This is a genomic window from Streptomyces sp. NPDC057950, from assembly GCF_042887295.1.
Lineage (GTDB): Bacteria > Actinomycetota > Actinomycetes > Streptomycetales > Streptomycetaceae > Streptomyces > Streptomyces kaempferi.
The window spans coordinates 121,232-148,132 of sequence record NZ_JBHVPP010000025.1 but is presented as its reverse complement, the minus strand read 5'-3'; the positions used below and the strand labels follow the sequence as shown (position 1 = coordinate 148,132).

25 protein-coding genes are annotated in these 26,901 nt (G+C 70.9%); 9 read left to right on the top strand and 16 right to left on the bottom strand.

The features are described 5' to 3' along the window. Positions 1-95 precede the first annotated feature (95 nt). Positions 96-932 (bottom strand): hypothetical protein, encoded by an 837-nt coding sequence (locus tag ACFVTC_RS34860; RefSeq protein WP_390132483.1) that lies wholly within the window; start codon positions 930-932, stop codon positions 96-98. Positions 933-1,375: 443 nt separating this feature from the next. Between ACFVTC_RS34860 and ACFVTC_RS34855 the strand changes: the two genes are divergently transcribed. The 5 genes from ACFVTC_RS34855 to cseC all read left to right on the top strand — a co-directional run bounded on the left by ACFVTC_RS34855 (position 1,376) and on the right by cseC (position 6,057). Then, entirely contained in the window at positions 1,376-2,296 is a 921-nt protein-coding gene (locus ACFVTC_RS34855; RefSeq protein ID WP_390132481.1) for an A/G-specific adenine glycosylase, read from the top strand. Positions 2,297-2,554: 258 nt separating this feature from the next. Then, on the top strand, positions 2,555-3,106 hold the full coding sequence (locus ACFVTC_RS34850) for a SigE family RNA polymerase sigma factor (protein ID WP_168529360.1): 552 nt from the start codon (positions 2,555-2,557) through the stop codon (positions 3,104-3,106). Continuing rightward, on the top strand, positions 3,094-3,753 hold the full coding sequence (locus ACFVTC_RS34845; protein WP_390132479.1) for a hypothetical protein: 660 nt from the start codon (positions 3,094-3,096) through the stop codon (positions 3,751-3,753). The genes ACFVTC_RS34850 and ACFVTC_RS34845 overlap by 13 nt, the downstream gene beginning before the upstream one ends. A 29-nt stretch (positions 3,754-3,782) precedes the next feature. Beyond that, positions 3,783-4,493, top strand: coding sequence for a two-component system response regulator CseB (cseB, locus tag ACFVTC_RS34840; protein WP_390132477.1), 711 nt, complete (start codon positions 3,783-3,785; stop codon positions 4,491-4,493). A gap of 7 nt (positions 4,494-4,500) precedes the next feature. Next, positions 4,501-6,057, top strand: coding sequence for a two-component system sensor histidine kinase CseC (gene cseC, locus ACFVTC_RS34835; protein WP_390132475.1), 1,557 nt, complete (start codon positions 4,501-4,503; stop codon positions 6,055-6,057). Positions 6,058-6,203: 146 nt separating this feature from the next. On the opposite strand, the gene ACFVTC_RS34830 is transcribed toward cseC, so the two are convergent. Continuing rightward, a complete protein-coding gene (locus tag ACFVTC_RS34830) occupies positions 6,204-7,796 on the bottom strand; it encodes an MDR family MFS transporter (protein ID WP_390132473.1) in 1,593 nt (530 codons plus the stop codon). A 197-nt stretch (positions 7,797-7,993) separates the two neighbouring features. On the opposite strand from ACFVTC_RS34830, the gene ACFVTC_RS34825 reads away from it, so the two are divergent. Further along, positions 7,994-8,593: a TetR/AcrR family transcriptional regulator gene (locus tag ACFVTC_RS34825; RefSeq protein ID WP_390132471.1), complete on the top strand. Its 600-nt coding sequence runs from the start codon at positions 7,994-7,996 to the stop codon at positions 8,591-8,593. A gap of 34 nt (positions 8,594-8,627) precedes the next feature. Here the strand turns inward: ACFVTC_RS34825 and ACFVTC_RS34820 are convergent, their stop codons facing one another. Together ACFVTC_RS34820 and ACFVTC_RS34815 are read right to left on the bottom strand one after the other, a co-directional pair. Further along, positions 8,628-9,275, bottom strand: a complete 648-nt coding sequence (locus ACFVTC_RS34820; RefSeq protein WP_390132469.1) for a M23 family metallopeptidase — start codon at positions 9,273-9,275, stop codon at positions 8,628-8,630. A 794-nt stretch (positions 9,276-10,069) separates the two neighbouring features. Continuing rightward, positions 10,070-12,595 (bottom strand): ATP-dependent Clp protease ATP-binding subunit, encoded by a 2,526-nt coding sequence (locus tag ACFVTC_RS34815; RefSeq protein ID WP_390132467.1) that lies wholly within the window; start codon positions 12,593-12,595, stop codon positions 10,070-10,072. Between the two features lie 430 nt (positions 12,596-13,025). Here ACFVTC_RS34815 and ACFVTC_RS34810 point away from each other — a divergent pair, with 430 nt between their 5' ends. Then, complete coding sequence (locus ACFVTC_RS34810; RefSeq protein WP_390132465.1) at positions 13,026-13,787, top strand: SCO3374 family protein; 762 nt, start codon at positions 13,026-13,028, stop codon at positions 13,785-13,787. On the opposite strand, the gene ACFVTC_RS34805 is transcribed toward ACFVTC_RS34810, so the two are convergent. From ACFVTC_RS34805 to ACFVTC_RS34760, 10 genes are all read right to left on the bottom strand, one after another. Beyond that, on the bottom strand, positions 13,766-14,101 hold the full coding sequence (locus ACFVTC_RS34805) for an Lsr2 family protein (protein ID WP_390132462.1): 336 nt from the start codon (positions 14,099-14,101) through the stop codon (positions 13,766-13,768). The genes ACFVTC_RS34810 and ACFVTC_RS34805 overlap by 22 nt on opposite strands. A gap of 226 nt (positions 14,102-14,327) precedes the next feature. Then, positions 14,328-14,891, bottom strand: coding sequence for an amino-acid N-acetyltransferase (locus ACFVTC_RS34800; RefSeq protein ID WP_390132460.1), 564 nt, complete (start codon positions 14,889-14,891; stop codon positions 14,328-14,330). A 9-nt stretch (positions 14,892-14,900) separates the two neighbouring features. Continuing rightward, entirely contained in the window at positions 14,901-15,389 is a 489-nt protein-coding gene (locus tag ACFVTC_RS34795; RefSeq protein ID WP_390132458.1) for a BlaI/MecI/CopY family transcriptional regulator, read from the bottom strand. Positions 15,390-15,523: 134 nt separating this feature from the next. Further along, positions 15,524-15,703 carry a hypothetical protein gene (locus ACFVTC_RS34790; RefSeq protein ID WP_381924342.1) on the bottom strand — a complete coding sequence of 60 codons (180 nt, stop codon included), beginning with the start codon at positions 15,701-15,703 and terminating at the stop codon, positions 15,524-15,526. A gap of 13 nt (positions 15,704-15,716) precedes the next feature. Then, positions 15,717-16,340, bottom strand: coding sequence for a hypothetical protein (locus tag ACFVTC_RS34785; RefSeq protein ID WP_390132531.1), 624 nt, complete (start codon positions 16,338-16,340; stop codon positions 15,717-15,719). Positions 16,341-16,724: 384 nt separating this feature from the next. After that, positions 16,725-17,522: a type III pantothenate kinase gene (locus ACFVTC_RS34780; protein WP_168529338.1), complete on the bottom strand. Its 798-nt coding sequence runs from the start codon at positions 17,520-17,522 to the stop codon at positions 16,725-16,727. Between the two features lie 5 nt (positions 17,523-17,527). Then, positions 17,528-18,544 (bottom strand): carboxylating nicotinate-nucleotide diphosphorylase, encoded by a 1,017-nt coding sequence (gene nadC / locus ACFVTC_RS34775; protein WP_390132457.1) that lies wholly within the window; start codon positions 18,542-18,544, stop codon positions 17,528-17,530. Between the two features lie 5 nt (positions 18,545-18,549). Next, entirely contained in the window at positions 18,550-20,349 is a 1,800-nt protein-coding gene (locus ACFVTC_RS34770) for an L-aspartate oxidase (RefSeq protein WP_390132456.1), read from the bottom strand. After that, positions 20,346-21,335: a pantoate--beta-alanine ligase gene (gene panC, locus ACFVTC_RS34765; RefSeq protein WP_390132455.1), complete on the bottom strand. Its 990-nt coding sequence runs from the start codon at positions 21,333-21,335 to the stop codon at positions 20,346-20,348. Before panC ends, ACFVTC_RS34770 begins: the two co-directional genes overlap by 4 nt. Next, complete coding sequence (locus ACFVTC_RS34760) at positions 21,332-22,264, bottom strand: Rossmann-like and DUF2520 domain-containing protein (protein WP_390132454.1); 933 nt, start codon at positions 22,262-22,264, stop codon at positions 21,332-21,334. The genes panC and ACFVTC_RS34760 overlap by 4 nt, the downstream gene beginning before the upstream one ends. A 173-nt stretch (positions 22,265-22,437) precedes the next feature. Between ACFVTC_RS34760 and ACFVTC_RS34755 the strand changes: the two genes are divergently transcribed. Together ACFVTC_RS34755 and ACFVTC_RS34750 are read left to right on the top strand one after the other, a co-directional pair. Beyond that, the gene (locus tag ACFVTC_RS34755) at positions 22,438-23,658 is read left to right on the top strand and encodes a threonine aldolase family protein (protein ID WP_390132453.1); all 1,221 of its coding nucleotides are present in this window, start codon (positions 22,438-22,440) and stop codon (positions 23,656-23,658) included. Positions 23,659-23,764: 106 nt separating this feature from the next. Beyond that, the gene (locus ACFVTC_RS34750; RefSeq protein WP_390132452.1) at positions 23,765-24,871 is read left to right on the top strand and encodes a DUF5937 family protein; all 1,107 of its coding nucleotides are present in this window, start codon (positions 23,765-23,767) and stop codon (positions 24,869-24,871) included. Positions 24,872-24,956: 85 nt separating this feature from the next. Here ACFVTC_RS34750 and ACFVTC_RS34745 read toward each other — a convergent pair whose 3' ends face one another. Further along, a complete protein-coding gene (locus tag ACFVTC_RS34745) occupies positions 24,957-25,628 on the bottom strand; it encodes a response regulator (RefSeq protein WP_390132451.1) in 672 nt (223 codons plus the stop codon). Positions 25,629-25,692: 64 nt separating this feature from the next. Then, entirely contained in the window at positions 25,693-26,898 is a 1,206-nt protein-coding gene (locus ACFVTC_RS34740) for a sensor histidine kinase (RefSeq protein WP_390132450.1), read from the bottom strand. Between the last annotated feature and the right edge of the window lie 3 nt (positions 26,899-26,901).

Sequence of the window (26,901 nt, the reverse complement as noted above, 5' to 3'; positions counted from 1 at the left end):
ACCCGGGGATCCGGATCACCCGCGGATGCGGACCGCCCGGGGATCCGGATGGCCCGGGGATGGAAACCATCCGGGCATCCGGACCGTCCGGCGCCTCAGTCCTGCGACAGCACGAACGAGGTCTGTGCCTTCGCCAGACCCGGCGCCTTCGCCTCCACCAGGTAGGTGCCCGCCGACGCCGAGCCCGCGGGGGGCGTTGCGCACTCGGGGGCGCTGGCCGTGCGGTCCCAGTCCACCGTGTAGGTCACCTGACCGCCCGCCGGAACACGGAAGAAGAGACTCGAGACGTCCTTGGGACAGTCGGCGGAGGACCAGAAACTCTTGTCCTCCCCGGCCTGAGTGATCGTCAGGACGGCTTTCTTCGGGCCGAGGTCGACCTTGCAGTCGCTGCCGGAGGAGTTCTTCGCGATCAGCTGGACCGAGGGCTTGGCGCCGGGGCCGTACGAGTTGTGGACGCTGCGCAGGGTCAGCTTGACCGCGCCCGCCGCGCAGTTGGGGAGAGTGGAACCGGCCGGGACCTGATCGGCGGATCCGGCGGAGCCGGTGCCTCCGCCGTTGGAGCCGCCGCCGTTGGAGCCGCCGCCGTTGGAGCCGCCGGTGCCTCCGGCCGATCCGCCGCCGGAACCGTCCCCGCTGCCGGAACCGTCGCCGTCGCCACTGCCGCCGCCGGTGTTCGCGCTGCCGCTCGACTCGTCGCGTCCGCCCGGGTGTTGGCTTATGGCCGGGCCGGATCCCGAGGGTCCCGGGGTGATCGTCTCCACGGGGCCCTTGCCGTTGGAACCGTCCGCGCCCTTCTTGCCGCCGCCGCCCCCGGTGCTGACGATCCAGACCGTCAGCAGCGCCAACAGAGCGACCAGAGACAGCAGAACGGCCCTCCGACGCCAGTAGATGGTGGAGGGTAGCGGCCCGACCGGATTGCGCAGAGATCCCACGGCGCAAACTGTACGAGAGATCGGGGCCGGGGCTTGCCCCACCCGCCGCCCTGGGCGTCAACTTTTCCGGATCATCATCTCGGCAGCCCGGTCCAGTTGTCGCCCCCGCCCGGATTTCGCCCCCGTCGCCCCTACCCGACCCGTCCGTTCCTGGGGGCTCCGCCCCCAGGCCCCCGGTCGGCCTGAACGGCCTCGTCCTCGATCGCCGGACGAGCCGGCCATGTCAGCCCGTCCGGCGATCGAGGACGAGCCCTTCGGGCGAAGCGGGGGTCCAGGGGGGCAGCGCCCCTGGCGGGGGGTCTGGGGGCGGAGCCCCCAGGGATGGGACGGGCAGGGGCGGCGGGGGCGAGGAACCCGGGCGCGCGCCGGGGGCGGGCGCGCAACCCGCCCATGTACGCGAGAAGCACGCCCCGGCACCGACCCATGGCAGGATCGGAAACGTCATGACTGCACCCACCTTGCCCACACCCAGCCCCCAGCCCACCACCTCCGGCGAGACCCTGCACGAGCCGGTGATCACCTGGTTCGACGAGCACGCCCGCGACCTCCCCTGGCGCCGCCCCGACGCCGGCCCCTGGGGCGTGATGGTCAGTGAGTTCATGTTGCAGCAGACCCCGGTGAGCCGCGTCCTGCCCGTGTACGAACAGTGGGTGGCCCGCTGGCCCCGCCCCGCCGACCTCGCCAAGGAGGCGCCCGGCGAAGCCGTCCGTGCCTGGGGCCGGCTCGGCTACCCCCGCCGCGCCCTCCGGCTGCACGGCGCCGCGGTCGCCATAACGGAACGCCACGGCGGCGACGTACCCACGGAGCACGCACAGCTGCTCGCGCTGCCCGGCATCGGCGAGTACACCGCCGCGGCGGTGGCGTCCTTCGCGTACGGCCAGCGGCACGCCGTGCTGGACACGAACGTCCGCAGGGTGTTCGCCCGAGCCGTGGCCGGCGTGCAGTACCCGCCCAACGCCACCACGGCCGCCGAGCGCAAGCTCGCCCGCGCCCTGCTCCCCGAGAGCGAGAGCACCGCCTCCCGCTGGGCCGCCGCCTCCATGGAACTCGGCGCGCTGATCTGCACGGCGAAGAACGAGAGCTGCCACCGCTGCCCGATCGCCGCCCAGTGCGCGTGGCGGCTGGCGGGCAAGCCGGCGCACGACGGCCCGCCGCGCCGCGGCCAGACGTACGCCGGGACCGACCGTCAGGTACGCGGCAAGCTGCTCGCCGTACTCAGGGAGGCCGTCACGCCCGTCCCGCAGTCCGCCCTGGACCGCGTGTGGGAGGAGCCGGTGCAGCGGGCGCGGGCTCTGGACGGGCTCGTCGCCGACGGACTCGTCGAACCCCTCACGGGTGGTTTGTATCGGCTGCCCCTGACCTAGTCACGACCGTCACGCACTCCACGGACCGCCAAATCATCCCGAACCAGGGCATGTAGTCACCTCGCCTTACCCGCCTCCTCCCTCCGTTACACAACCGACGTACAGCCGAGTGCTCGTCGCAGGCTGTCTCGGACAACCCCGTGACAACGCCTCCGTAGCTTCATTCCCGTACCGCACACACAGCGGAACGACAGCGGTGCACAGGCGATGGACAACCGGCAGCAGGCGGGTCGGAAACGGGGATGGAGGCGGTTGATCATGGCGCACGGCGAGGTGCTCGAATTCGAGGAGTACGTCCGCACTCGGCAGGACGCGCTGCTGCGCAGTGCCCGTCGCCTGGTCCCCGACCCCGTGGACGCCCAGGACCTGCTGCAGACCGCGCTCGTCCGCACGTACGGCCGCTGGGACGGCATCGCGGACAAGCGGCTGGCCGACGCCTACCTGCGCCGCGTGATGATCAATACGCGGACCGAGTGGTGGCGGGCGCGGAAGCTCGAGGAAGTCCCCACCGAGCAGCTCCCGGACGCCCGCGTCGAGGACTCCACCGAGCAGCACGCGGACCGCGCGCTCCTCATGGACATCATGAAGGTGCTGGCTCCGAAGCAGCGCAGTGTCGTGGTGCTGCGACACTGGGAGCAGATGTCCACGGAGGAGACGGCCGCCGCGCTCGGCATGTCGGCCGGAACGGTCAAGAGCACACTGCACCGGGCGCTGGCCCGGCTCCGCGAGGAGCTGGAGAGCCGGGACCAGGAGGAGCGCGGCGCCCGCGCGCTCGAACCGGGTAAGGAGCGGGAGCGTTGCGCGGCCTAGGAATTCGGGCCAGGAGTACCGGCCGGGTACTGAAGGCGGGGGGTGCGGCGACGGCCGTGCTCGCCGCCCTCGGCCTTTTCCTGACCGCTTGTGCCACGGGTGGTACGGGAGCCCGTGACGAAGGCCCGGCAGGCAGTGAGGCGGTGGCCAAGGGGCCTACGACGCCCACCACCTCCCCCTCGGCCACGAAGGCCCCCAAGCGGGTGGACGTGGTCAAGCTCGTCAAGGACGATCCCAAGGTCAGTCCGTCGGTCAAGAGCGCCCTCAAGCCGTGCGTGGCCGACGAGTACCCGGTGGACGTGTCGTACGGGGAACTGACCGGGGGACCCTCGGACGACGTCGTGGTCAATGTGATGACCTGCGGAGACGCCGTCGGCATCGGCTCCTACGTGTACCGCGAGGATAAGGGCCGGTACGAGAACGTGTTCAAGACCGAGGAACCGCCGGTCTACGCGGAGATCGACCGGGGCGATCTGGTGGTCACCCAGCAGCTGTACAAGAGGGGCGACCCGGTGTCGTACCCCTCCAGCGAGGAAGTGATCACCTACGGCTGGTCCGCGGCCCACTTCACCGAGGAGTCCCGGACGCACAACGACTACAGCAATGCCGTGGGCGCCACCGACGCCCCCTCCCCCGCCGCGAACTGAAGAGCAGACGGAACAAACGGAGCAGCCGGATGGCAGAGCAGACCCACGTCCTGTTCGTCGAGGACGACGATGTCATCCGCGAGGCCACACAACTCGCGCTGGAGCGGGACGGCTTCGCGGTCACCGCCGTGCCCGACGGCCTGGCGGGCCTGGCGGCGTTCCGCGCGAACCGCCCCGACATCGCCCTCCTGGACGTCATGGTCCCCGGCCTCGACGGCGTCAGCCTGTGCCGCCGTATCCGTGACGAGTCCACCGTCCCCGTGATCATGCTGTCGGCGCGGGCCGACTCGATCGATGTCGTCCTGGGTCTGGAGGCGGGCGCCGACGACTACGTGACGAAGCCCTTCGACGGTGCCGTGCTGGTCGCCCGCATCCGCGCGGTGCTGCGGCGCTTCGGGCACGCGAGCGGCCCGAACGCGGGTACGGACACACCCTCGCCGGTCGACGGCGGCCTGCTCTCCTTCGGGGACGGGGACCTGGAGATCGACACCGAGGGCATGGAGGTGCTCAAGGGCGGGGTGCCGGTCGCGCTGACGCCCACCGAGATGCGGCTGCTGCTGGAGTTCTCGTCCGCACCGGGCACGGTGCTGAGCCGCGACAAGCTGCTCGAACGCGTGTGGGACTACGGCTGGGGCGGTGACACCCGCGTCGTCGATGTCCATGTCCAGCGACTGCGGACGAAGATCGGCCAGGACCGGATCGAGACGGTCCGCGGTTTCGGCTACAAGTTGAAGGCCTGAGCAGGGTATGCGGGGGATGTTCCAGCGCCGGAACCCGGCGGACGACGACAGACCGGGCATCGGCATCGGCATCAGCGGATCCGGCACCGGATCCGGCACCGGCCACGGCGGACCGATCGGCGTCGCCGTCCACGGCGGCATCGGCGGGACGGGTGGGCCCGGCGGTAGGGCGGGCGTGGGCAGCGGGTCGGTCGGCTTCGCCGCCCGCACGGGCACGGGCGGCGGCAGGCCCCAGCGCGGTGGGCGGGCCGCCGAGGCCGGGCTCACCGGCATGCGCACCGGCATCCGGTGGAAGCTGAGCGCGGCCATCGCCATGGTCGGCGCCCTCGTCGCGGTCGCGCTGAGCCTCGTCGTGCACAACGCGGCCCGCGTCTCGATGCTCGACAACTCGCGTGATCTGGCGGACGAACGGATCCAGGTCGCCCAGCGCATGTACGAGTCCGGCCGCACGCAGTCCTTCGGGGTCAAGGTCGACGACCCGACGATCCCGGGCGACCTGCTGGCGAAGGTCAAGGAGGGACGGCGAGCCACCTACGTGGCCGACCGCCCCAACGGCGTGCCGGACATCTGGGCGGCCGTGCCCCTCAAGGACGGCCGTGTCCTCTCGCTCCACACCGGGTTCACGGACCGCAACACCGACGTCATGAAGGACCTCGACCAGGCGCTGATCATCGGCTCGATCGCGGTCGTCTTCGGCGGCAGCGCCCTCGGCGTACTGATCGGCGGTCAGCTGTCGCGGCGGCTGCGCAAGGCCGCGGCCGCCGCGAACCAGGTCGCCAAGGGCGAGACCGACGTCCGCGTACGGGAGGCGATCGGCGGCGTCGTGCGCGACGAGACCGACGACCTGGCGCGGGCCGTGGACGCCATGGCGGACGCGCTCCAGCAGCGCATCGAGGCCGAGCGCCGGGTGACCGCCGACATCGCGCACGAACTGCGCACCCCGGTCACGGGACTGCTCACCGCGGCCGAACTGCTGCCCCCCGGCCGCCCCACCGAACTCGTCCGTGACCGGGCACAGGCCATGCGCACGCTCGTCGAGGACGTCCTGGAGGTGGCCCGGCTGGACGGTGCCTCCGAGCGGGCCGAGCTGCAGGACATCCTGCTCGGCGAGTTCGTGGCCCGCCGGGTGGCCACCAAGGACGCCGACGTCGTCGTACGCGTGATCCACGAGTCGGAGGTCACCACGGATCCGCGCCGCCTGGAGCGAGTCCTGTTCAACCTGCTGGCCAACGCGGCACGGCACGGCAAACCGCCGATCGAGGTCTCCGTCGAGGGCCGCGTCATCCGCGTGCGTGACCACGGTCCCGGTTTCCCCGAGGAACTCCTGGCCGACGGCCCCAGCCGTTTCCGTACCGGCAGCAGCGACCGCTCGGGCCACGGCCACGGACTCGGGCTCACCATCGCGGCGGGCCAGGCCCGGGTGCTCGGCGCCCGGCTGACCTTCCGCAACATCCGGCCCGCGGGCGCCCCGGAGAACATGCCCGCGGAAGGCGCCGTCGCGGTGCTGTGGCTGCCGGAGCACGCGCCCACGAACACGGGCAGCTTCCCCCTGCTGCCGGCGTGAGGGAGCGGCAGCCTGTCGCGGTACCGGTGTGCCGCCGCCGGGCCAGGCCCATGAACGCCTGTGAACGCCTGTGAACGCCCAGGAACAGGAGAAGGAAAAGGCCCCCGGGGCGGACACGCCGGGGGCCTTCGGGTCGAGCGGGAGGGTCAGACGGTTTCCGCCAGGGTCTCCTTCGGCGGCGCGTCGTTCGCCGTGCCGTCGGCCTCGGCGGACTTCGCGGGCGCTCCCGCGCCCCGCAGCGGGACCTCCTTCACGAACACCGCCGCCACCAGTGCGCCCAGGGCCACCACGGATCCCAGCAGGAACGCGGAGTGCGTGCCGGAGGACACCGCGAACTGATAGGCCTCGCGCGCCGCGGCCGGCAGCTTGGCGAGGCTGGCCGCGTCGAGCTGCGCGGACTGCTCGGTCATCTTGGAGCCCAGCGCCCCGGCCCGCTCGGCCATCACGTCCTGGACGCGGTGGTTGAACAGCGCGCCCATGATCGCGACGCCGAAGGACGAGCCCAGCGTACGGAAGAGGGTGGTGGACGAGGACGCGACGCCCATGTCCTTCATCTCGACGCTGTTCTGCGCCACCAGCATCGTGATCTGCATCAGGCAGCCCATGCCCAGGCCGAGCACGGCCATGTACAGGCCCGAGGTCAGCCGGCTGGTCGCGGTGTCCATCTGCGAGAGCAGGAACAGGCCCACGGACATCAGCACACTGCCGACGACCGGGAACGCCTTGTAGCGGCCGCTGCTGGTGGTGACCCGCCCGGCGACCATCGAGGTGACCAGCATCGCGCCGAGCATCGGCAGGAGCAGCAGGCCGGAGTTGGTCGCGGAGGCGCCCTGCACGGACTGCTGGTACAGCGGCAGGAAGAGTACGGCGCCGAACATCACGAAGCCGGTGATGAAGCCGATGAGGGACATCAGCGTGAAGTTGCGGTTGCGGAAGATGTGCAGCGGCAGGATCGGCGAGGCGGCCTTGGTCTGTACGAAGACGAAGCCGACGAGTGCGGCGACACCGATGCCGATGAGCTCCATGATCCGGGCGGAGCCCCAGGCGTACTCGCTGCCGCCCCAGGTGGTGACGAGCACGATGGACGAGATGCCGACGGTCAGCAGACCGGCACCGAGATAGTCGATCTTCGCGTCGACCCGCTTCTTCGGCAGGTGCAGCACGGCGCTGACGGCCAGCAGCGCGACGATGCCGAGCGGCAGGTTGATGTAGAAGGACCAGCGCCAGCCCCAGTGGTCCGTGATGGACCCGCCGACCAACGGTCCGGCGATCATGGCGAGCGCCATGATGCCGGCCATCATGCCCTGGTACTTGCCCCGCTCACGCGGCGGAATGAGGTCCCCGATGATCGCCATGACGCCGACCATCAGACCGCCGGCGCCCAGGCCCTGGATGGCGCGGAAGCCGATCAGCTGTCCCATGTCCTGCGCCATCCCGCTGAGCGCGGACCCGACGAGGAAGATCACGATCGAGGTCATGAAGGCGCCCTTGCGCCCGTACATGTCGCCGAGCTTGCCCCAGATCGGGGTCGAGGCCGCGGTGGCGAGCGTGTACGCGGTGACGACCCATGACAGGTGCTCCAAGCCGCCCAGTTCGCCCACGATCGTCGGCATCGCCGTGCCCACGATCATGTTGTCGAGCATCGCCAGGAGCATCGCGATCATGAGCGCGAGCAGCACGACCCGTACACTGCGTGGTTGTTTCTCGGTCTGCGTGACCGCTTCCGTGTTGTCCGCCATCTTTCCCACTCCCCTGGGTCCCGCTGGATGCCCACTGGTGTCGGGGCGAGTGCCCCTGCTCCGCTACTTACTTGCCGACCGGCAAGTTGACTACACTGAGGAAAAGTAGTCCCGTAACTAGCCGGGCGTCAAGTAAGTTTTCCTGGATTTGCCCGCGGGGCGGCACGTGCGTATCAAGGAGTGCGAGGAGTACGACGATGGGCGGCGACACCATGGACGGCACCAAGCGGCAGCGTCGCGGGGACACCCGCCAGCGCATCCAGGACGTGGCCCTCGAACTCTTCTCCGAGCACGGCTACGAGAAGACCTCGCTCCGCGAGATCGCAGAGCACCTGGACGTCACCAAAGCGGCGCTGTACTACCACTTCAAGACCAAGGAAGACATCCTCAAGAGCCTCTTCCAGGACCTGTCCCGGCCCATGGACGAACTGATCGAGTGGGGACGGCAGCAGCCGCGCACGCTGGCGACTAAGCAGGAGATCCTGCACCGCTACAGCAACGCCCTCGCGGACGCGGCGCCGCTCTTCCGCTTCATGCAGGAGAACCAGGCCGCCGTCCGTGAGCTGCGCACCGGCGAGGACTTCAAGGACCGCATGATCCGCATGATCGACCTGCTCAAGGAGCCGGAAGCGGACCTGACGGACCAGGTCCGCTGCATCAGCGCGCTGTTCTCGATGCATGCCGGGATGTTCATGCTGAAGGACGTCGAAGGCGACCCCGAGGACAAGCGCAAGGCCATCCTGGAGGTCGCCGTCGATCTGGTGACGCAGGCGCACAGCGGTCCCGCCGCCCCGTGAACCGTCACGCCTTCGCGGTCATGCCCACGGGCGCTTAGACCGTCACACCCTTGGAGTGCAGGAAGGCGACCGGGTCGATGGCCGAGCCGTAGTTCGGGGTCGTACGGATCTCGAAGTGCAGGTGCGGCCCGCTGGAGTTCCCGGTGTTGCCCGACAGCGCTATGTGCTGGCCGGTGGTGACGACCTGGCCTATGCGCACGTCGATCCGCGACAGGTGCGCGTACTGGGAGTACGTCCCGTTGCCGTGCTTGATGACGATGGCGTTGCCGTACGCGGGACCGTCGCCGGCGCCGTTGCCGCCGGCCTTGACGACGGTGCCGCCGTGGGCGGCGGACACGTCCGTGCCGAGCGGAACCGCGAAGTCCTGGCCGGAGTGCTTGTGGGCCCACATGCCGCCGGCCTGGTTGAAGGTGGCGGACAGGGTGTACTTCTTCACCGGGTCGATCCACGAGGCGGCCTTCTTGGCCGTGTCGTGCTGAGCCTTCGAGGCGGCCTTGGCCTGGGCGGCGGCCTGGGTCTGCAGGACACCGGCCGTCGTGCTGGTCGCGGCGTTGTCCAGGGTGCTGGCGGACGCGATCCCGGCGCCCAGTACGACCGTGGCGCCCACCGAGGCGGCGAGGACGGCCGTCCGGCTACGGAGCAGGGACGTGCGGGAGTTACGGGACGTGACACGCTTCGACATCTGAACCTCATGGAGACGGGGACGGGGGGCTTGAACCCATCCGGAGCTCGGTCGCTGCCGGAGGGGGCCATCCCTTGGTAACCCGGACCCCGGCGAATCCCCAAAGCCCCCTTCTACGACGCTAGGTCGTACTTGACCCCGAAACGACCGACTCCTTGACAGAAGTCATGACGTGCGTGGATTCGTCCGTTTTTTCTGGAAGAAGTTGGGTTTAACCCCACTTCCCGCCCCGCACGACACGGCGGGAACGAGCTCCCGCCACACCCCGGCGACGGACCCCCGGACCGCCATGTGAGCCCAGCTCGAAAAGTCCGTTTTGCCCCCTTGCTGCTTTCTACTAACAGCCCTAGTACGGGGAAAATCGCCTGTGCGTCATGTCACCGCGCAGGCGTCCGCGGAGCCCCGTCCGACCTCTCCGGCGACCCCCGTCGCGAGACGATCCGGGCCCTTCCGTTGATGTCTGCACACGGGCACGGACACGGGCATGGACACGGGCCAGCACCCCGGCGGCCCGGACACGGGCCGCCCGGACACGAGCCCGCCCGGACACGAGCCCGCCCGAGTACGGAAGCCGGCCGGCGGCGAACGGACCCTGTGCGCGTGCGCGCCTGCGTACGGAGGCCGTGTGCACGTCCGCCGGGGCCGTCGGCCGACGCGCGCTCCGACGCCTCACAGCGGTCCGGGCCCGCCGTCGTACGCGTGCGCGCACCGCCGTGGACAACGAGAAGAGGGGCTGCCCCGGGACCGAAGTCCCGGGGCAGCCCCTCTTCTCCTGCTGAGGCGAACCCGGAGGGCTACGCCTCCTTGCTCAGGTTGGGACCGGCCCCACCCGCGGCCTGCTCGATCGGCGGGACGTCGGGCAGCGCCGACTTCTCCTCGCCCCGGAAGGTGAAGGTCGCGGTGTCGCCCTCGCCCTCCGTGTCGACGACCACGATGTGACCGGGGCGCAGCTCACCGAAGAGGATCTTCTCCGAGAGCGTGTCCTCGATCTCGCGCTGGATCGTGCGACGCAGCGGCCGCGCGCCCAGAACGGGGTCGTAACCCTTCTTGGACAGCAGCTCCTTGGCGGACTGGGAGAGCTCGATGCCCATGTCCCGGTCCTTGAGGCGCTCGTCCACCTTGCCGACCATCAGGTCGACGATCTTGAGGATGTCCTCCTGCGTCAGCTGCGGGAAGACGACCACGTCGTCGACGCGGTTGAGGAACTCGGGACGGAAGTGCTGCTTGAGCTCGTCCGACACCTTGTTCTTCATGCGCTCGTAGTTGGACTTCGTGTCACCCGTGGCCGCGAAGCCCAGGTTGAAGCCCTTCGAGATGTCCCGCGTGCCGAGGTTGGTCGTCATGATGATGACCGTGTTCTTGAAGTCCACGACCCGGCCCTGGGAGTCGGTCAGGCGCCCGTCCTCCAGGATCTGCAGCAGCGAGTTGAAGATGTCCGGGTGGGCCTTCTCGACCTCGTCGAAGAGGACGACCGAGAACGGCTTGCGGCGCACCTTCTCCGTCAGCTGGCCGCCCTCCTCGTAGCCCACGTAACCGGGGGGCGAACCGAAAAGACGCGACACCGTGTGCTTCTCGCTGAACTCCGACATGTCGAGGGAGATCAGCGCGTCCTCGTCGCCGAAGAGGAACTCGGCGAGGGCCTTGGACAGCTCGGTCTTACCGACACCGGACGGGCCCGCGAAGATGAACGAACCACCCGGACGCTTCGGGTCCTTCAGACCGGCCCGGGTACGACGGATCGCCTTCGAGAGCGCCTTGACGGCGTCCTTCTGGCCGATGACCCGCTTGTGGAGCTCGTCCTCCATGCGCAGCAGGCGGCTCGACTCCTCCTCGGTCAGCTTGAAGACCGGGATGCCGGTCGCGGTCGCGAGGACCTCGGCGATCAGCTCGCCGTCGACCTCGGCCACGACGTCCATGTCGCCGGCCTTCCACTCCTTCTCCCGCTTGGTCTTCGCCGCCAGCAGCTGCTTCTCCTTGTCGCGGAGAGAGGCCGCCTTCTCGAAGTCCTGGGAGTCGATGGCCGACTCCTTGTCGCGGCGGACGCCCGCGATCTTCTCGTCGAACTCGCGGAGGTCCGGCGGCGCGGTCATCCGGCGGATGCGCATCCGGGAGCCCGCCTCGTCGATCAGGTCGATCGCCTTGTCCGGCAGGAAGCGGTCCGAGATGTACCGGTCGGCCAGGGTGGCGGCCTGGACCAGTGCCTCGTCGGTGATGGAGACGCGGTGGTGTGCCTCGTAGCGGTCGCGCAGGCCCTTGAGGATCTCGATCGTGTGCGGGAGGGAAGGCTCCGCCACCTGGATCGGCTGGAAGCGGCGCTCGAGGGCCGCGTCCTTCTCGAGGTGCTTGCGGTACTCGTCCAGAGTCGTCGCACCGATGGTCTGCAGCTCACCGCGGGCCAGCATCGGCTTCAGGATCGAGGCCGCGTCGATGGCGCCCTCGGCGGCACCCGCACCGACCAGCGTGTGGAGCTCGTCGATGAACAGGATGATGTCGCCGCGGGTGCGGATCTCCTTGAGCACCTTCTTCAGGCGCTCCTCGAAGTCACCGCGGTAGCGGGAGCCGGCGACCAGCGCGCCGAGGTCCAGGGTGTAGAGGTGCTTGTCCTTGAGGGTCTCGGGCACCTCGCCCTTGACGATGGCCTGCGCCAGGCCCTCGACGACAGCGGTCTTGCCGACACCGGGCTCACCGATCAGGACCGGGTTGTTCTTGGTCCTGCGGGAGAGCACCTGCATGACCCGCTCGATCTCCTTCTCGCGCCCGATGACCGGGTCGAGCTTGGACTCACGAGCGGCCTGGGTGAGGTTCCGGCCGAACTGGTCGAGGACCAGGGACGTGGAGGGGGTGCCCTCGGCAGGACCGCCGGCGGTGGCGGTCTCCTTGCCCTGGTAACCGGAGAGCAGCTGGATGACCTGCTGCCGCACCCGGTTGAGATCGGCGCCCAGCTTGACCAGGACCTGGGCGGCGACGCCCTCGCCCTCTCGGATCAGGCCGAGCAGGATGTGCTCCGTGCCGATGTAGTTGTGGCCCAGCTGAAGGGCCTCGCGGAGCGAGAGCTCCAGGACCTTCTTGGCACGGGGGGTGAAGGGGATGTGCCCGGACGGGGCCTGCTGCCCCTGCCCGATGATCTCCTCCACCTGCTGGCGGACCGCCTCGAGCGAAATCCCGAGGCTCTCCAGGGCCTTAGCGGCGACACCCTCACCCTCGTGGATCAGGCCCAGGAGGATGTGCTCGGTGCCGATGTAGTTGTGGTTGAGCATCCGGGCTTCTTCCTGAGCCAGGACGACAACCCGCCGCGCGCGGTCGGTGAACCTCTCGAACATCGTTAATCGCTCCTCAGAGCGGTCAGGCAGTAAGGGGACGCTCCCCTCCCTGTCCTTCCGCAGCTTAGTCCCGCAAGCGGGGACCGCTCATTCCAACTGCCGACACCGTCCTTGGCCTCCTGACCCCGAACGCCGACATCTGCTCCAACCTGATGGTGCGAGACGATGTTCCCGCAGGCCAGGCAGATACCCTCATGAGCTGTACGCCGATGGCGAACGTGAGGTGCCCAGGCTCTGCGTGTCGCCCCTCCCACTAGGGATGTCTTACCCGTACGCACTGACACTCCATGCAGCGCGCACAGGTTCCCTCCGCTACGGGCGAACATCGTTGCGCCGTCGTTCGTCCCCGCGCGCCCCCCTGTTCGACACTCTGCGCTCATCACGAAACACCCAGCGTAACCCTGGAGCCCTTCCGTCGGTTGCTCCTGTCATGGTTCCCACTGTCCCCCTTCCTCGCCGCCCGCTCGACCCGAGCGACCGGACGCGGCAGTGGTACGAGAACGAACTGGGCTGGACGACCTTGCCCGGCTCACCGGTGCGACTGGCCACCGGCACGCGCTTCGACGTGCTGGAAGTCCCCGCGGAGGCGGGTTTCGCGGCCCTTCGGCACCTCGGTGCGACGTCTCCGGTGGCACTGCGCAGAAACCTGCCGGAACGGCATGGCGAATCCGGTGACTGCGCTGATTTCGGTGATCCCGGGGATTCCGGGGATTCCGGAGCGCGTGAGTCCGCTCTTACGGCCCTTCCGGCACCGCACGGGGGTTCCGCGGTCCGCCCGGGGGACGCATCGTCCCGGTGCGGCGGCCGGCCGGTCCGGCGCGGGGCGCGGATGCGGCTGCTGGTGGCGGCGGGGAGCGCGGAGGAGCTGCCGGGGCTGCTCGACTGGCTGGAGTGGGGCACCCTCGCGCTGGATCTCACGGCGGTCGGGGCGGGCGGGAGCATCGGGGCTCCGCTGCCGCCGGGGGTGCCCGAAGGGCCGATCTCCGCCGGCGGGTACGGTCCGCAGGGGGCCGCCGTCTGGCTGCGGCCCCCTGAGCCGGGGTGCGAGGTGGAACCCTCGCTGCCGACCCTGTCGGCCATGGGGGGCGGTGGGGGCGCCCCCGATCTCGTACGACTCGTGGAGACGATGGCGACCCAGTGCCATCGCATCCGGTTGCGGCGCGCGTGCGCTCAGCCGTTGGCCTTCTCGTAGGCCTCGCGAATGGACGCGGGAACGCGGCCACGGTCGTTGACCTCGTAACCGTTCTCCTTCGCCCACGCGCGGATCTGCGCGGTGTCCTGGCTGCCACCGGAAGCGACGCGGGCCTTTCCGCGTGCCCCCGAAGCGCGGCCACCGGTACGGCGCCCACCCTTCACGTAGGCGTCGAGAAGACCACGCAGCTTGTCCGCATTGGCGGTCGTGAGATCGATCTCGTAGGTCTTGCCGTCCAACGCGAACGTCACCGTCTCGTCCGCCTCGCCACCGTCGAGGTCGTCGACAAGAAGGACCTGAACCTTCTGTGCCACCGGATTTCCTTTCATCGATAACGTGAGGGCCGAGGGTCTGCGGCGTGGCCGCCGTTTCGCGTCCCCTGTTATATGCAGTACTGCAGTACGTCGGAAAGCAAACCGCTTTTGCTGGAAAAACACAAACCCCTGGAGGAGACTCGGGGGCCGCTGGAAGACCGGAAACGTGCGCGTTTCGGACATAGGGAACGCGGGCAAGCCGGCCCGGTGGAATAGTGGCCGGCGATCACAGATGCAGAAGCATCCGGCTGTTGCCCAAGGTGTTCGGTTTCACTCGTTCGAGACCGAGGAACTCCGCGACGCCCTCATCATAGGAACGGAGCAGCTCGGCGTACACATCGGTGTCGACCGGCGTCTCACCGATCTCCACGAAGCCGTGCTTCGCGAAGAAGTCCACTTCGAAGGTGAGACAGAAAACGCGGCGAACGCCGAGCCAGCGGGCGGTGTCCAGCAACTTCTCCAGCAACTGATGACCGACACCGGCGCCCTTGACCGCCGGGTTCACCGCGAGAGTGCGGACTTCCGCGAGGTCTTCCCACATCACGTGCAGCGCACCGCAGCCGACGACCTCGGCACTCGAGCCGGTGTCGCGTTCGGCGACCCAGAACTCCTGGATGTCCTCGTAAAGCGTCACCGTGGCTTTGTCGAGCAGGATGCGGCGCCGGACGTTCGCGTCGAGGAGGTGGCGCACGGCCGGGACATCGCCGGTCCTGGCCCGCCGGACGGTGATGGCTTTCGCGGGGTCTGCGGGATGCGGTGCGGGCCGCCGCGCCGGATGCTCTGCTGGCATGAGCGGACGCTATCGCCCGGTGCCGTCACGGTCCGAGGCGGGGTTCTCGCCGCCCGGCTTCTCACCCGCGTTCCCGGCCGGGTTCTCGCCCGACTTCTCCTCGCGCTTCTCGTCGCGCTTCTCGCCGGAAGCTTCCGGAGCCGCCCGCGTTTCGGCAACGACCGGGCCTTCTTCGGGACCTTGCACGATACGCATGGCGTCACGCAGCGCATGGCGCTGTTCCTCGCTCATCATGCCGAAGAAGGCGACGAGAGCGGCGGCGGGGTTGTCACTCTGGGACCATGCGTCGTTCATGAGGGCCGCGGAGTAGGCGGCACGCGTGGAGACCGCCTCATATCGATAGGCCCGGCCTTCCGCCTCGCGACGCACCCAGCCCTTCTGATGGAGATTGTCCAAAACGGTCATCACCGTGGTGTAGGCGATGGACCGTTCCTGCTGAAGGTCTTCCAGGACTTCCCGAACGGTCACCGGGCGGTTCCACTTCCACACCCGCGTCATGACCGAGTCTTCGAGTTCTCCCAATGGGCGAGGCACAGCTCAGAACAATAGTGGGAGATCAGCAACAAAAAGGGCGTACGACTCGAAAAACGTATGAGTCGTACGCCGATGAGCGCCCCGAAGGGGTCGGGCGCTCAGGCCTCGGAGTCCCGGGAGACCTGGCGGGCGCCGTCCGCGCGCGCGAGGGCGGCGTCGACGACCGCGTCCTCCTTGGACTTGTTGGCACCACCCTGGGTCTTGACGATCGTCACGATCAACCCGATGAAGAACACGGCCATCACTACGGGGGGCACGAGCGCGGAGACATATTCCATGCCTCCAGAGTAGCTAGCCAGCCGCGAGCTGTTGAGGGGGGTTCACCGGTGGCGGCGCGGGTTTGCGCCTGGGCGGGAAGACCTCGCCCGGGGTGGGAATCGGGCGGTCCGGGCGCGGACTCCTGCCGGGCGGGTTCGGCTTCGGATCGGCGGCGGGCCGGTCCGCCGGTTTCCGGACGGGCTCGTCGGGACCCGCGGCCCGTGCCAGACCTCCGGGGAGGGCCGTCAGACGGGTACGGGACGCCGGGACCGTGGGAGTGGCCGTGCGGCCCGCCAGGCGGGCGCGGACGTCCCGTTCGGCGAGGTCGCAGCAGCGTTCCAGGAGGGCGGCCGCGGCGGGGTTCCCGCGCAGGGCGCGCAGGGCGGCGAGATCGTCCGGATTCGGCCGGTAGCCGGTGGCCAGGGTCTCTTCCAGGAGTACCAGGTAGCCGGCGGCCGTACCGGGCAGCGCGGCCCGGTAGCGGGAGAGGTCGGCCAGCAGGAAGGCCCGGAGCCTGGCCCCCTCGCGGGCGGCCTCGTCGACGGATTCGGCGAGCCGTAGGCAGTCCTGGACGTCTTCGGCCGAGGCGGGGGCGGGATGGAGGGCGAGGGCGAGAGCACGACGGAGCACACGCAGCTCCTGCGCACCGAACGCCATGCCGCCGCGGGATCCGTAGGGCGTGGGCATGCCGCGACGATACGCGCTAATCAGACAAAATCCGCCATATCCCCCTACGCGTGTCCTGGGCCCCGCCCCATCTCCTGGTGACTCCGCCTCCCGGGCCTCCCTGCCAAGGGGTCGCCGCCTTCTGGACCCCCGCACCGCCCGAAGGGCTCGTCCTCAAACGCCGGACGGGCTGATGGCGCGGGCCCGCGCCCCACGGCCGGACCGTGAAGCCGACGACCGAACCGGAACGATCCGGCGCCGGCCCCCGTTTCCAGCCCGTCCGGCGCTTGAGGACGAGGCCGTTCAGACCGGAGGGGGGTCTGGGGGCGGCGCCCCCCAGGAACGGGACGGGTGGGGGCGGCGGGGGCGCCCCCCTCAGGTACGGGACACGTTTCGCTCGTACACCAGGCGGAGCCCGATCAGCGTGAGCCACGGCTCGTGCTCGTCGATGACCGAGGCCTCCCCCAGAACCATCGGCGCCAGCCCCCCGGTCGCGATGACGGTGACATCGTCCGGATCCTCCGCGAGCTCCCGCACCATCCGGTTGACGACCCCGTCCACCTGCCCCGCGAACCCGTAGATGATCCCGGACTGCATCGCCTCGACGGTGTTCTTGCCGATGACGGCCCGCGGCCGGGCCACCTCGATCTTTCGCAGCTGGGCCCCCTTGACCCCGAGCGCGTCGACGGAGATCTCGATCCCGGGCGCGATGACACCGCCCACGTACTCGCCCCGCGCGCTGACCGCGTCGAACGTGGTCGCGGTGCCGAAGTCGACGACGATCGCCGGTCCCCCGTAGAGCTCGACGGCCGCGACCGCGTTGATGATGCGGTCCGCGCCGACCTCCTTCGGGTTGTCCGTGAGGATCGGCACGCCCGTCTTGACGCCGGGCTCGACCAGGACGGCCGGGACGTCGCCGTAGTAGCGGCGGGTCACCTCACGCAGCTCGTGCAGCACGGACGGGACGGTGGCGCAGATCGCGATGCCGTCGATGCCGTCGCCGAGTTCCTCGCCGAGCAGCGGGTGCATCCCCATCAGGCCCTGGAGGAGCACGGCGAGCTCGTCGGCGGTGCGGCGGGCGTCCGTGGAGATGCGCCAGTGCTCGACGATCTCCTCGCCGTCGAAGAGGCCGAGGACCGTGTGGGTGTTGCCGACGTCGATGGTCAGGAGCATGGGTCCTACTCCGCCTCGTCCGTGGAGGTCTCGTCCGCCGACGCGTCGCGCAGGTCCAGGCCGATGTCCAGGATCGGCGAGGAGTGGGTCAGGGCGCCCACCGCGAGGAAGTCGACGCCCGTCCTGGCGTACTCCTCGGCGTTGCCGAGGGTGAGCCGGCCCGAGGCCTCCAGGAGCGCGCGGCCGGCGACCAGGGCCACCGCCTCCTCGCACTCGGCGGGCGTGAAGTTGTCGAGGAGGATCAGGTCGGCGCCCGCGTCCAGGACCTGGCGCAGCTGGTGCAGCGTGTCGACCTCGACCTCGATCGCGACTTCCGGGAACGCCTCACGGACGGCCGTGAATGCCTGCTCCACGCCTCCCGCCGCGACCACGTGGTTGTCCTTGACCAGTGCGGCGTCCGAGAGCGACATGCGGTGGTTGACGCCGCCGCCGCAGCGCACCGCGAACTTCTCCAGGGAGCGCAGGCCGGGGGTCGTCTTGCGGGTGTCGCGCACGCGGGTGCCGGTGCCCTCCAGGGCGTCGGCCCACGCGCGCGTGGCGGTCGCGATGCCGGACAGACGGCACAGCAGGTTCAGCGCGCTGCGCTCGGCCGTGAGGAGGTCGCGGGTGCGGGTGGTGACGCTGAGGAGCTTCTGTCCCGCCTCGACCCGGTCGCCGTCCTCGACGTGCCGCTCCACCTCGAACTCGTCGGTGCAGACCACGGAGACGACGGCCTCGGCGACGCGCAGGCCCGCGACGACGCCCGCGTCACGGGCGGTGAAGTCGGCGGTGGAGACGGCGTCCTCGGGAATGGTCGCGACGGTCGTCACGTCCACGCCGTTGTCGAGGTCCTCCTGGATGGCGACGTTCGCGATGTCCTCGACCTCGAGCGGGTCGAGTCCGGCGTCGGCGAGGAGCTGGGCGAGCGCGGGGTCGAGGCCGCACTCCATGTACGTCTCGTCGCCGTCGTTGTCGGCGCCGCCACAGCCGCAGCCGTCGCCGCAGCCGCCGCTCTGGACGAGGGGAAGGTCGGGGGTGCTCACTTCGGTCACTGCTCCTGGTTGCGGGGCGTCTGCCGGGGCGTGGGGGACTCCCCTGCCCGGGCGGGGCCGTCGGCTTGGGGGAGGGTCGGGGGGAAGTCTGCTGTGTCGGTGGTGTGCACGGCGAGCGTGCGGTCGGGATTCAGCCGCACGACGATGTGCCGGCGCCAGTTCGAGTCGTCGCGGTCCGCGTGGTCCTCGCGCCAGTGGCAGCCGCGGGTCTCCTCGCGCAGGAGGGCGGCCGCGACCAGGACCCGCGCCACGCACAGGAGGTTGGTGGCCTCCCAGGTGTCGACGCCGGGCTCGGAGGTCTTGCCGTTCTCGTCGAGGGCGTCGCGGGCGTCCGAGTGCAGCCGCTGGAGACGGTCGGCCGCGTGGGCCAGGGACTCGGCCGAGCGCAGGACGCCCGCGCCCTCCGTCATGATCCGCTGGATGGCGAACCGGGCCTCGGGCGCGAGCAGCGGGTGCGCGGGCTTGTCGGGGTGCGGGACCGGCTCGGGCACGCGCGCGTGGAGGCCGTCCTTCGCACGGCTGTACGCGATGTCGGCCGCGATGCGCTCGGCGTAGACCAGGCCTTCCAGGAGGGAGTTGGAGGCGAGCCGGTTGGCGCCGTGCACTCCGGTGCAGGCGACCTCGCCGCAGGCGTACAGACCGGGCACCGTGGTGCGGCCCCGGGCGTCCGTGCGGACGCCGCCGGAGGCGTAGTGGGCGGCCGGGGCGACCGGGACGGGCTCGGTCACCGGGTCGATGCCGTGGGCGCGGCAGGCGGCGAGGATGGTCGGGAAGCGGTGCTCCCACATGTCGGCGCCGAAGTGCCGGGCGTCGAGGTACATGTGCTCGGCGCCCTGCTCCTGCATGCGGCGCATGATGCCCTTGGCGACGATGTCCCGGGGTGCCAGCTCGGCCAGTTCGTGCCGGCCGAGCATGAAGCGCACTCCGTCCGCGTCGACCAGGTGGGCGCCCTCGCCGCGGACCGCCTCCGACACCAGTGGCTGCTGGCCCTCCGCGTCCGGGCCGAGGAACAGCACGGTCGGGTGGAACTGGACGAATTCGAGGTCGGAGACCTCGGCGCCCGCGCGCAGCGCGAGGGCCACGCCGTCGCCCGTGGAGACCGAGGGATTGGTGGTCGCGGAGAAGACCTGTCCCATGCCGCCGGTGGCGAGGACCACGGTGGGGGCGTGCACGGCTCCCACGCCGTCGTGCTGGCCCTCTCCCATGACGTGCAGGGTCACACCCGCGGTGCGGCCGTCGGCGTCCGTCAGGAGGTCCAGGACGAGCGCGTTCTCCACCGTGCGCAGGCCACGCGCGCGTACCGCCTCGACGAGCGCCCGGGAGATCTCGGCGCCGGTCGCGTCGCCGCCCGCGTGCGCGATGCGGCGGCGGTGGTGGCCGCCCTCACGGGTGAGTTCCAGGTCGCCCTCGGAGGACTCGTCGAAATGCGCTCCGGTCGCGATGAGGCGGCGTACGGCGTCGGGGCCCTCGGTGACGAGGATGCGTACCGCGTCCTCGTCGCACAGTCCGACGCCCGCGACCAGGGTGTCGTCGAGGTGCTGTTCGGGGGTGTCGCCCTCGCCGAGGGCCGCGGCGATGCCGCCCTGGGCCCAGCGGGTGGAGCCGTCGTCCAGGCGGGCCTTGGTGACGACGACGGTCGTCAGGCCCGCGGCCTCGCAGCGCAGGGCGGCGGTGAGGCCGGCGACGCCGGAGCCGACGACCACCACGTCGGCGGTCAGGGCCCAGCCGGGGGCGGGCGCGTGCAGTCGTATGCCGGTACCTGTGCCTTTACCGGTACCTGTGCCTTTGCCGGTCACGAGGCGGCTCCGAAGGTGAGGGGGATGTTGTCGATCAGGCGGGTCGTGCCGACCCGGGCGGCGACGGCGAGGACCGCGTCGCCGGTGAAGTCGTCCTGGATCTCGGTGAAGTCGGACGGATCGACCAGTGCCAGGTAGTCCAGGGCCAGCGGCGGCCGCAGACGGACCGCCTCGTCCAGGATCAGGCGGGCGGCCGCGCGGACACCGGAGGGGCCGCTGGGGGCGGCCTTGGCCACGGCGTGCGCGTCGGCGGCGGCGCGGGACTCTCCGATCGCGCTGAGCGCCTCGGCACGCGCGCGCGTGGCGGGCACTTCGCGGGCCCGCGCGCGCAGGGCCTCCTGGGCGGCGTGCCGGTCGCGGCCGGCGAACAGCGCCTGGGAGAGGGCGAGGGCGGTGCGCCGCTCCTCGGTCGACAGGAAGCGGTTGCGGCTGGAGAGGGCGAGTCCGTCGTCCTCGCGCACGGTGGGTACGCCGACGATCTCCACGCCGAAGTTCAGGTCGCGGACCATGCGGCGGATCAGGGCGAGCTGCTGGGCGTCCTTCTGCCCGAACAGGGCCGTGTCCGGCCGGGTCAGGTGCAGGAGCTTGGCGACGACGGTGAGCATGCCGTCGAAGTGGCCGGGGCGCGTGGCGCCCTCCAGCCGCTCGCCCATGGGGCCGGCGGAGAGCCGGACCTGGGGTTCGCCGCCCGGGTAGACCTCGTCCACGGAGGGGGCGAACACGGCGTCCGCGCCCGCCTGCTCGGCGGTCTTGACGTCGGAGTCGAGGGTGCGGGGGTAGCGGTCGAGGTCCTCGCCCACGCCGAACTGGAGGGGGTTCACGAAGACGGTGACGACGACGTCGCCGCGCGGGCCGGCGAGCTCGCGGGCCGCGCGGATCAGCGTGGCGTGGCCCTCGTGCAGGGCGCCCATGGTCATCACCACGACCCGGCGCTCGCCCCGTCCGCGCGCGTGCAGGTCGTCGGAGGTACGCAGCAGGACGGTCATCGGTCGCTCCCGTCGTCGGGCAGGGTCGCGTCGTCGGCGAGTACCCCGAGGAGGTCCTCGGCGAGTTCCGGCTTCAGCAGTCCGTGGGCGAGGGCGCGGTCGGCGGTCGCGCGGGCCATCGCGAGGTAGCCGGCGACGGTCTGCGGGGCGTGTTTGCGCAGCTCGGCGACGTGGGCCGCGACCGTGCCCGCGTCCCCGCGCGCGACGGGCCCGGTGAGGGCGGCGTCGCCGGATCTGAGGGCGTTGTCGAGGGCGGCGCCGAGCAGCGGGCCGAGCATCCGGTCGGGGGCCTCGACGCCGGCGGCGCGCAGCAGCTCCATGGACTCGGCGACCAGGGTCACCAGGTGGTTGGCGCCGAGCGCGAGGGCCGCGTGGTAGAGCGGCCGGGACTCCTCGGAGATCCACTCGGGCTCGCCGCCCATCTCGATCACGAGGGCCTCGGCGGCGAGGCGCAGCTCCTCGGGCGCGGTGACGCCGAAGGAGCATCCGGCCAGCCGCTGCACGTCCACGGGGGTGCCGGTGAAGGTCATGGCGGGGTGCAGCGCGAGCGGCAGGGCGCCGGCCCTCAGCGCAGGGTCGAGCACCCGCGCGCCGTACCGCCCGGAGGTGTGCACGAGCAGTTGGCCGGGCCGGACGGCCCCGGTCTCGGCGAGTCCTTCGACGAGGCCGGGCAGGGTGTCGTCCGGGACGGTCAGCAGGACCAGGTCGGCGCGCTGGAGGACCTGTGCCGGGGACATCAGCGGCACGTCGGGCAGCAGGAGCGCGGCACGGCGCCTGGAGGCGTCGGAGACCCCGGACACGGCCACCGGGCGGTGTCCGGCGAGCTGGAGGGCCGCCGCGAGGGCGGGGCCGACGCGGCCCGCGCCGACGACGCCGACGCCGAGGCGTGCGGGTCGGTCCTTGGGTTCTGGCTGGGGGGATGTACTCACTCGACGGCGGCCTTCCGTTCCAGTCCGCTCGGGGTACCGGACGATTTCTCGTCATGTTAACGCGATTGGTTCGGGGGCTGTTTCGGTTGTCCACAGGCTGTGGGTTTCCGCAGGTCGCGGCGGGTGCGCAAATGGAGGTGCCGGGACGGGACGGCGCACGGCATCATCCGGGGATGAGCGATTCGGCGGAGCGTGGCCGGGAACCGGCCGCGGAGCGGGACACGGAGCAGGACACGGAAGAGACGGGCGGGCAGGGCCGGGAAGAGACGGCGGAGCGGAAGCGGGAGCGGCGGAATGCCGCGTGGCAGGGGGCCGAACGGGTGCTGTGGCGGTCCAGCCATCAGCAGACGGTCCGTTCACGGCTGGCCTGGCTGACCGACGGCGCCGAGGGCGTGTACGACCTCGACCGGCCGGTGGACATGTACGGCGACCGGCTCGTGGAGACCCTGGAGGAGCGGGTCGCCGGACTGCTCGGCAAGGAAGCGGCCGTCTTCTTCCCCACCGGGACCATGGCGCAGCAGGTCGCCCTGCGCTGCTGGGCGGGCCGTACCGGCGACGCGACCGTCGCGATGCACGCGCTCAGCCACCCGGAGACGCACGAGCGGCATGCGTTCAGCAGCCTCAGCGGCCTGCGCCCGGTCAGGGTGACGGACGAACCACGGCTGCCGACCGCCGAGGAGGTCCGGGACTTCGAGGAGCCTTTCGGGTCACTGCTGCTCGAACTGCCCCTGCGGGACGCCGGTTTCGTACTGCCGTCCTGGGAGGAACTCGTGGCGGTCACGGAGGCGGCGCGCGAGCGGGATGCCGTCGTGCACTTCGACGGTGCCCGGCTGTGGGAGTGCACCCCGCATCTCGGCCGTCCCCTGGACGAGATCGCGGGCCTCGCGGACAGCGTCTACGTGTCGTTCTACAAGTCGCTGGAGGGCCTCGGCGGGGCGGCGGTCGCGGGCCCCAGGACGCTGATCGACGAGGCGAAGGCATGGCGGCACCGGTACGGCGGCATGGTCTTCCAGCAGTTCCCGACCGTGCTGGCGGCACTGATCGGGCTGGACCGGGAGCTGCCGCGGCTGCCCGCGTACGTGGCCCACGCGCGCGTGGTCGCCGCCGCCCTGCGCGAGGGGTTCACCGAGGCCGGGGTGCCCTGGGCGCGCGTCCATCCCGAGGAGCCGCACACCCACCAGTTCCAGGTCTGGCTGCCCTACGACGCCGAGGTGCTCACGGACGCGGCGATGCTGCACACCGAGGAGACGAAAACCGGTCTCTTCGGGCGCTGGAGCCGTGGCGGCCCGGGGCTCGCGCTCACCGAGGTCACGGTGGCGGCCCCGGGTCTCGAGTGGACGGCCGGGGACGTGAAGGCGGCCGTCGCGGACTTCGTGGCGCGGCTGCCCGGCTGAGATCCCGGCCCTCCCGGGGCGCCCGCGCTCGGCGTACGCCGCCGCCGATTGACGGCGGCCGTCAATCGGCGGCGACGTTGTCGGTGGTGGGGTGCACCATGAGGTCATGAGCGTGCGTATCGATGTCACCGGGCTCCGGCCGGAGCGGATCGCCGTCGTGCCCTCGCCGCTGGCCGAGCTCGGGATGGCGCTGCACGCGCTGTCCGAGCCGGGGCACCACCCCGGGCTCCAGGGCTGGGCGACCGGCGTGACCCCCCGCCTCGACCCGCACCTCGCCGACCGGATGTGCGAGGCCGACTTCCTGTGGCGGACGACCTTCTCCGACCTGTTCCTGCCCTACGCGGGCATCCCCGGCCGGAGCACGCTCCCGGGCGCCACGCTCGCCGAGGAACTGGACCAGCTGGACAAGCTGACGGACGAGCAGTTCGTCGACGCGGCGCTGGAGTTCACCTGCGCGCTCCCGTACGAGGGGCCGGGCCCCGACACGCTCTCCGACCCGGCGCTGCAGCACCGCGCGCTGGAGCTGGCCGCCGCGCGCGGACCGCAACAGGTGCGGTTCAGCCGACGGCTGCTGGACGATCCTCCGCAGATCCGGGCGTGGCTGCGGCAGTTCCTGGAGGACTGCGACGAGGCGTTCTTCGCGGAGACCTGGTCCCGGCTGCGCCACCAGCTCGCGGCGGACGCCCGGCACAAGACGGATCTGCTGCGGCGCAGGGGCCTCGCGGAGGCCGTGGCCTCGGTCTCCCCCGCGATGGCGCTCGACGAGAGCACCCGCACGATCACGGTCGACAAGCTGGGCCAGGGCCGGACGTCCACCGGGGACGGCGGCCTCCTCCTGGTGCCGACGAGTCTCGGCTGGCCGCACCTGATGGTGCTGCACCGGTACGGCTGGCAGCCGGTGCTGCACTACCCGGTCGGCTCCCCCGAACTGACCACCCCGTCCTCCCTGGAGCAGCTGACGCTGCGGATGACCGCCCTGTCGCATCCGGTCCGGATGCGGATCTGCCGGAGTCTGGCCCGCAGCGTGTTCACCACGGGCGAGCTGGCCCAGGTGAACGGGATGACGGCCCCCGAGATATCCCGGCACCTGGGCGTGCTCAAGAAGGCGGGCCTGATCACCACGCGGCGCCGTGGCCGGTACGTGCTGCACCAGCTGGACGTGGCGGTCGTGGCCCGGCTCGGCAGCGACTTCCTTGAGGGCATCCTGCGCTGAGCCGCGGCCCACTGCCCCGGTGGGGCCGCGGGAGGCCGGGCACGCCCGGCCCGTCGGCGGATCACGCGCCCGGCCCGCCGACGGATCAGCGGTGCCCGCCCGCCCGTACGAGCCCCGTCTCGTAGGCGAGGACCACCACCTGCACCCGGTCCCGCAGCCCCAGCTTCGTCAGAATGCGCCCCACGTGGGTCTTCACGGTCGCCTCGGAGAGCACGAGGCGGGCCGCGATCTCTCCGTTCGACAGGCCCTGCGCGACGAGGATCATCACCTCGCGCTCGCGGTCGGTGAGCCGCTCCAGTCCCTTGTGCTGGGGATCCTTGCCGGCGTTGGGCAGCATCGGCGCGAAGCGGTCGAGCAGGCGCCGGGTGGTGGACGGCGCGACCACCGCGTCGCCGCTGTGCACGGAGCGGATGGCGGTGAGCAGTTCGCCGGGCGGCACGTCCTTGAGCATGAAGCCGGAGGCACCCGCCTTCAGCCCGGAGAAGGCGTACTCGTCGAGGTCGAAGGTGGTGAGGATCAGCACCTTCGGGGGGTTCGGGTCCGAGCAGATGCGGCGCGTGGTCTCCACCCCGTCCAGCTTCGGCATCCGGACGTCCATCAGCACCACGTCGACGGCCGACGCCCGCAGCACCTGGAGGGCCTCGACACCGTCGCCCGCCTCGGCCACGACCTCCATGTCCGGCTGGGCGTCGAGCACCATCCGGAAACCGGTGCGCAGCAGCACCTGGTCGTCGACGAGCATCACGCGGATCGCCATCGGGGTCCCTTCACATCACTTGCTTACGGATCACACGTGCTTACGGATCGCACGTGTACAGGTGTCAGTGCGCGGGCTTGAGCGGCAGCAGGGCACTGATGCGGAAGCCTCCACCGGGCCGCGGTCCCGCGTCCAGGGTGCCGCCGACCATGCCGACACGCTCGCGCATCCCGATCAGACCGTGCCCCTGCCCGTCGGCGCCCCCCTCCTCGTACAGCTCGTGGGGCGCGCCCTTGCCGTCGTCCTCGACGAGCAGGCCGAGGCCGTCGTCGAAGTAGACCAGGCGCACACTCGCGCCGGTGTTCGGGCCCCCGTGCTTGCGCGTGTTGGTGAGCGCCTCCTGCACGATGCGGTACGCCGTGAGCTCCACGCCGCTGGGCAGGGGGCGCGGCGTCCCCTCGACCTTGAAGTCGACGGGCAGCCCCGAGGTGCGGCACTGCTCGATGAGGTCGTCGAGCTGCTCCACGTCGGGCTGCGGCACGTACTCGCCGACCTCCTGGTGTTCGCCGGTGCGCAGGACGCCGAGCAGGCGGCGCATCTCGGCGAGCGCCTGGCGGCCGGTCCCGGAGATGGTCTCCAGGGCCTTCCTCGCCTGCTCGGGGGCGGTGTCCATGACGTAGGCGGCGCCATCGGCCTGGACCACCATCACCGAGACGTTGTGCGCGACCACGTCGTGCAGCTCCCGGGCGATCCGGGCGCGCTCGGCGGCGACGGCGACCTTGGCCTGCGCCTCACGCTCCTTCTCCAGCCGGGCGGCCCGCTCCTCCAACTGGGCGAGATAGGCGCGGCGGGTGCGGACGGAGTCCCCGAGCACCCAGGCCAGCGCGAACGGCACCGTCTGGAAGGCCGCTATCAGGATGTTGCCCAGCGAGCCGGAGTCCAGCTGGGGCCAGCGGATCTGCGAGAGGGTCGCCGCGCACAGGCCGCCGATCAGCGCGAAGCGGGAGGCCCAGCGGGCGCCGTCCGCCGCGACGGTGTAGATGATCACCAGCATCGCGAAGTCGGCGGGCACCACCTCGACGTCCAGGACCAGCTGCGCGAGGCCCATCGCGGCCGCCAGGACCAGCATCTTCTCGGGCATACGGCGGCGCAGCGCCACGACCAGGCTCAGGACCAGAGCGATCGGGAGGGCCGTCACGAGCGACCCGTGGTGGTTCGCAGCGCCGTTGACCTTGGTGAGGCTCACGGCGGAGATCCCGAGCAGGACGACGGCCCAGAAGCCGTCGACCCACGTCGGATGTCTGCGGAGAAAGTCATAAAGGCGCTGCACGTA

Bases quoted from the DNA above. Each gene is read 5' to 3' on its own strand.
- ACFVTC_RS34855 (WP_390132481.1), top strand. From the start codon at position 1,376: ATGACTGCACCCACCTTGCCCACACCCAGCCCCCAGCCCACCACCTCC.
- ACFVTC_RS34850 (WP_168529360.1), top strand. From the start codon at position 2,555: ATGGCGCACGGCGAGGTGCTCGAATTCGAGGAGTACGTCCGCACTCGG.
- cseB (WP_390132477.1), top strand. From the start codon at position 3,783: ATGGCAGAGCAGACCCACGTCCTGTTCGTCGAGGACGACGATGTCATC.
- cseC (WP_390132475.1), top strand. From the start codon at position 4,501: ATGCGGGGGATGTTCCAGCGCCGGAACCCGGCGGACGACGACAGACCG.
- ACFVTC_RS34830 (WP_390132473.1), bottom strand. From the start codon at position 7,796: ATGGCGGACAACACGGAAGCGGTCACGCAGACCGAGAAACAACCACGC.
- ACFVTC_RS34825 (WP_390132471.1), top strand. From the start codon at position 7,994: ATGGGCGGCGACACCATGGACGGCACCAAGCGGCAGCGTCGCGGGGAC.
- ACFVTC_RS34820 (WP_390132469.1), bottom strand. From the start codon at position 9,275: ATGTCGAAGCGTGTCACGTCCCGTAACTCCCGCACGTCCCTGCTCCGT.
- ACFVTC_RS34815 (WP_390132467.1), bottom strand. From the start codon at position 12,595: ATGTTCGAGAGGTTCACCGACCGCGCGCGGCGGGTTGTCGTCCTGGCT.
- ACFVTC_RS34810 (WP_390132465.1), top strand. From the start codon at position 13,026: ATGGTTCCCACTGTCCCCCTTCCTCGCCGCCCGCTCGACCCGAGCGAC.
- ACFVTC_RS34800 (WP_390132460.1), bottom strand. From the start codon at position 14,891: ATGCCAGCAGAGCATCCGGCGCGGCGGCCCGCACCGCATCCCGCAGAC.
- ACFVTC_RS34795 (WP_390132458.1), bottom strand. From the start codon at position 15,389: ATGACGCGGGTGTGGAAGTGGAACCGCCCGGTGACCGTTCGGGAAGTC.
- ACFVTC_RS34790 (WP_381924342.1), bottom strand. From the start codon at position 15,703: ATGGAATATGTCTCCGCGCTCGTGCCCCCCGTAGTGATGGCCGTGTTC.
- ACFVTC_RS34785 (WP_390132531.1), bottom strand. From the start codon at position 16,340: ATGGCGTTCGGTGCGCAGGAGCTGCGTGTGCTCCGTCGTGCTCTCGCC.
- ACFVTC_RS34780 (WP_168529338.1), bottom strand. From the start codon at position 17,522: ATGCTCCTGACCATCGACGTCGGCAACACCCACACGGTCCTCGGCCTC.
- panC (WP_390132455.1), bottom strand. From the start codon at position 21,335: ATGACCGTCCTGCTGCGTACCTCCGACGACCTGCACGCGCGCGGACGG.
- ACFVTC_RS34755 (WP_390132453.1), top strand. From the start codon at position 22,438: ATGAGCGATTCGGCGGAGCGTGGCCGGGAACCGGCCGCGGAGCGGGAC.
- ACFVTC_RS34750 (WP_390132452.1), top strand. From the start codon at position 23,765: ATGAGCGTGCGTATCGATGTCACCGGGCTCCGGCCGGAGCGGATCGCC.
- ACFVTC_RS34745 (WP_390132451.1), bottom strand. From the start codon at position 25,628: ATGGCGATCCGCGTGATGCTCGTCGACGACCAGGTGCTGCTGCGCACC.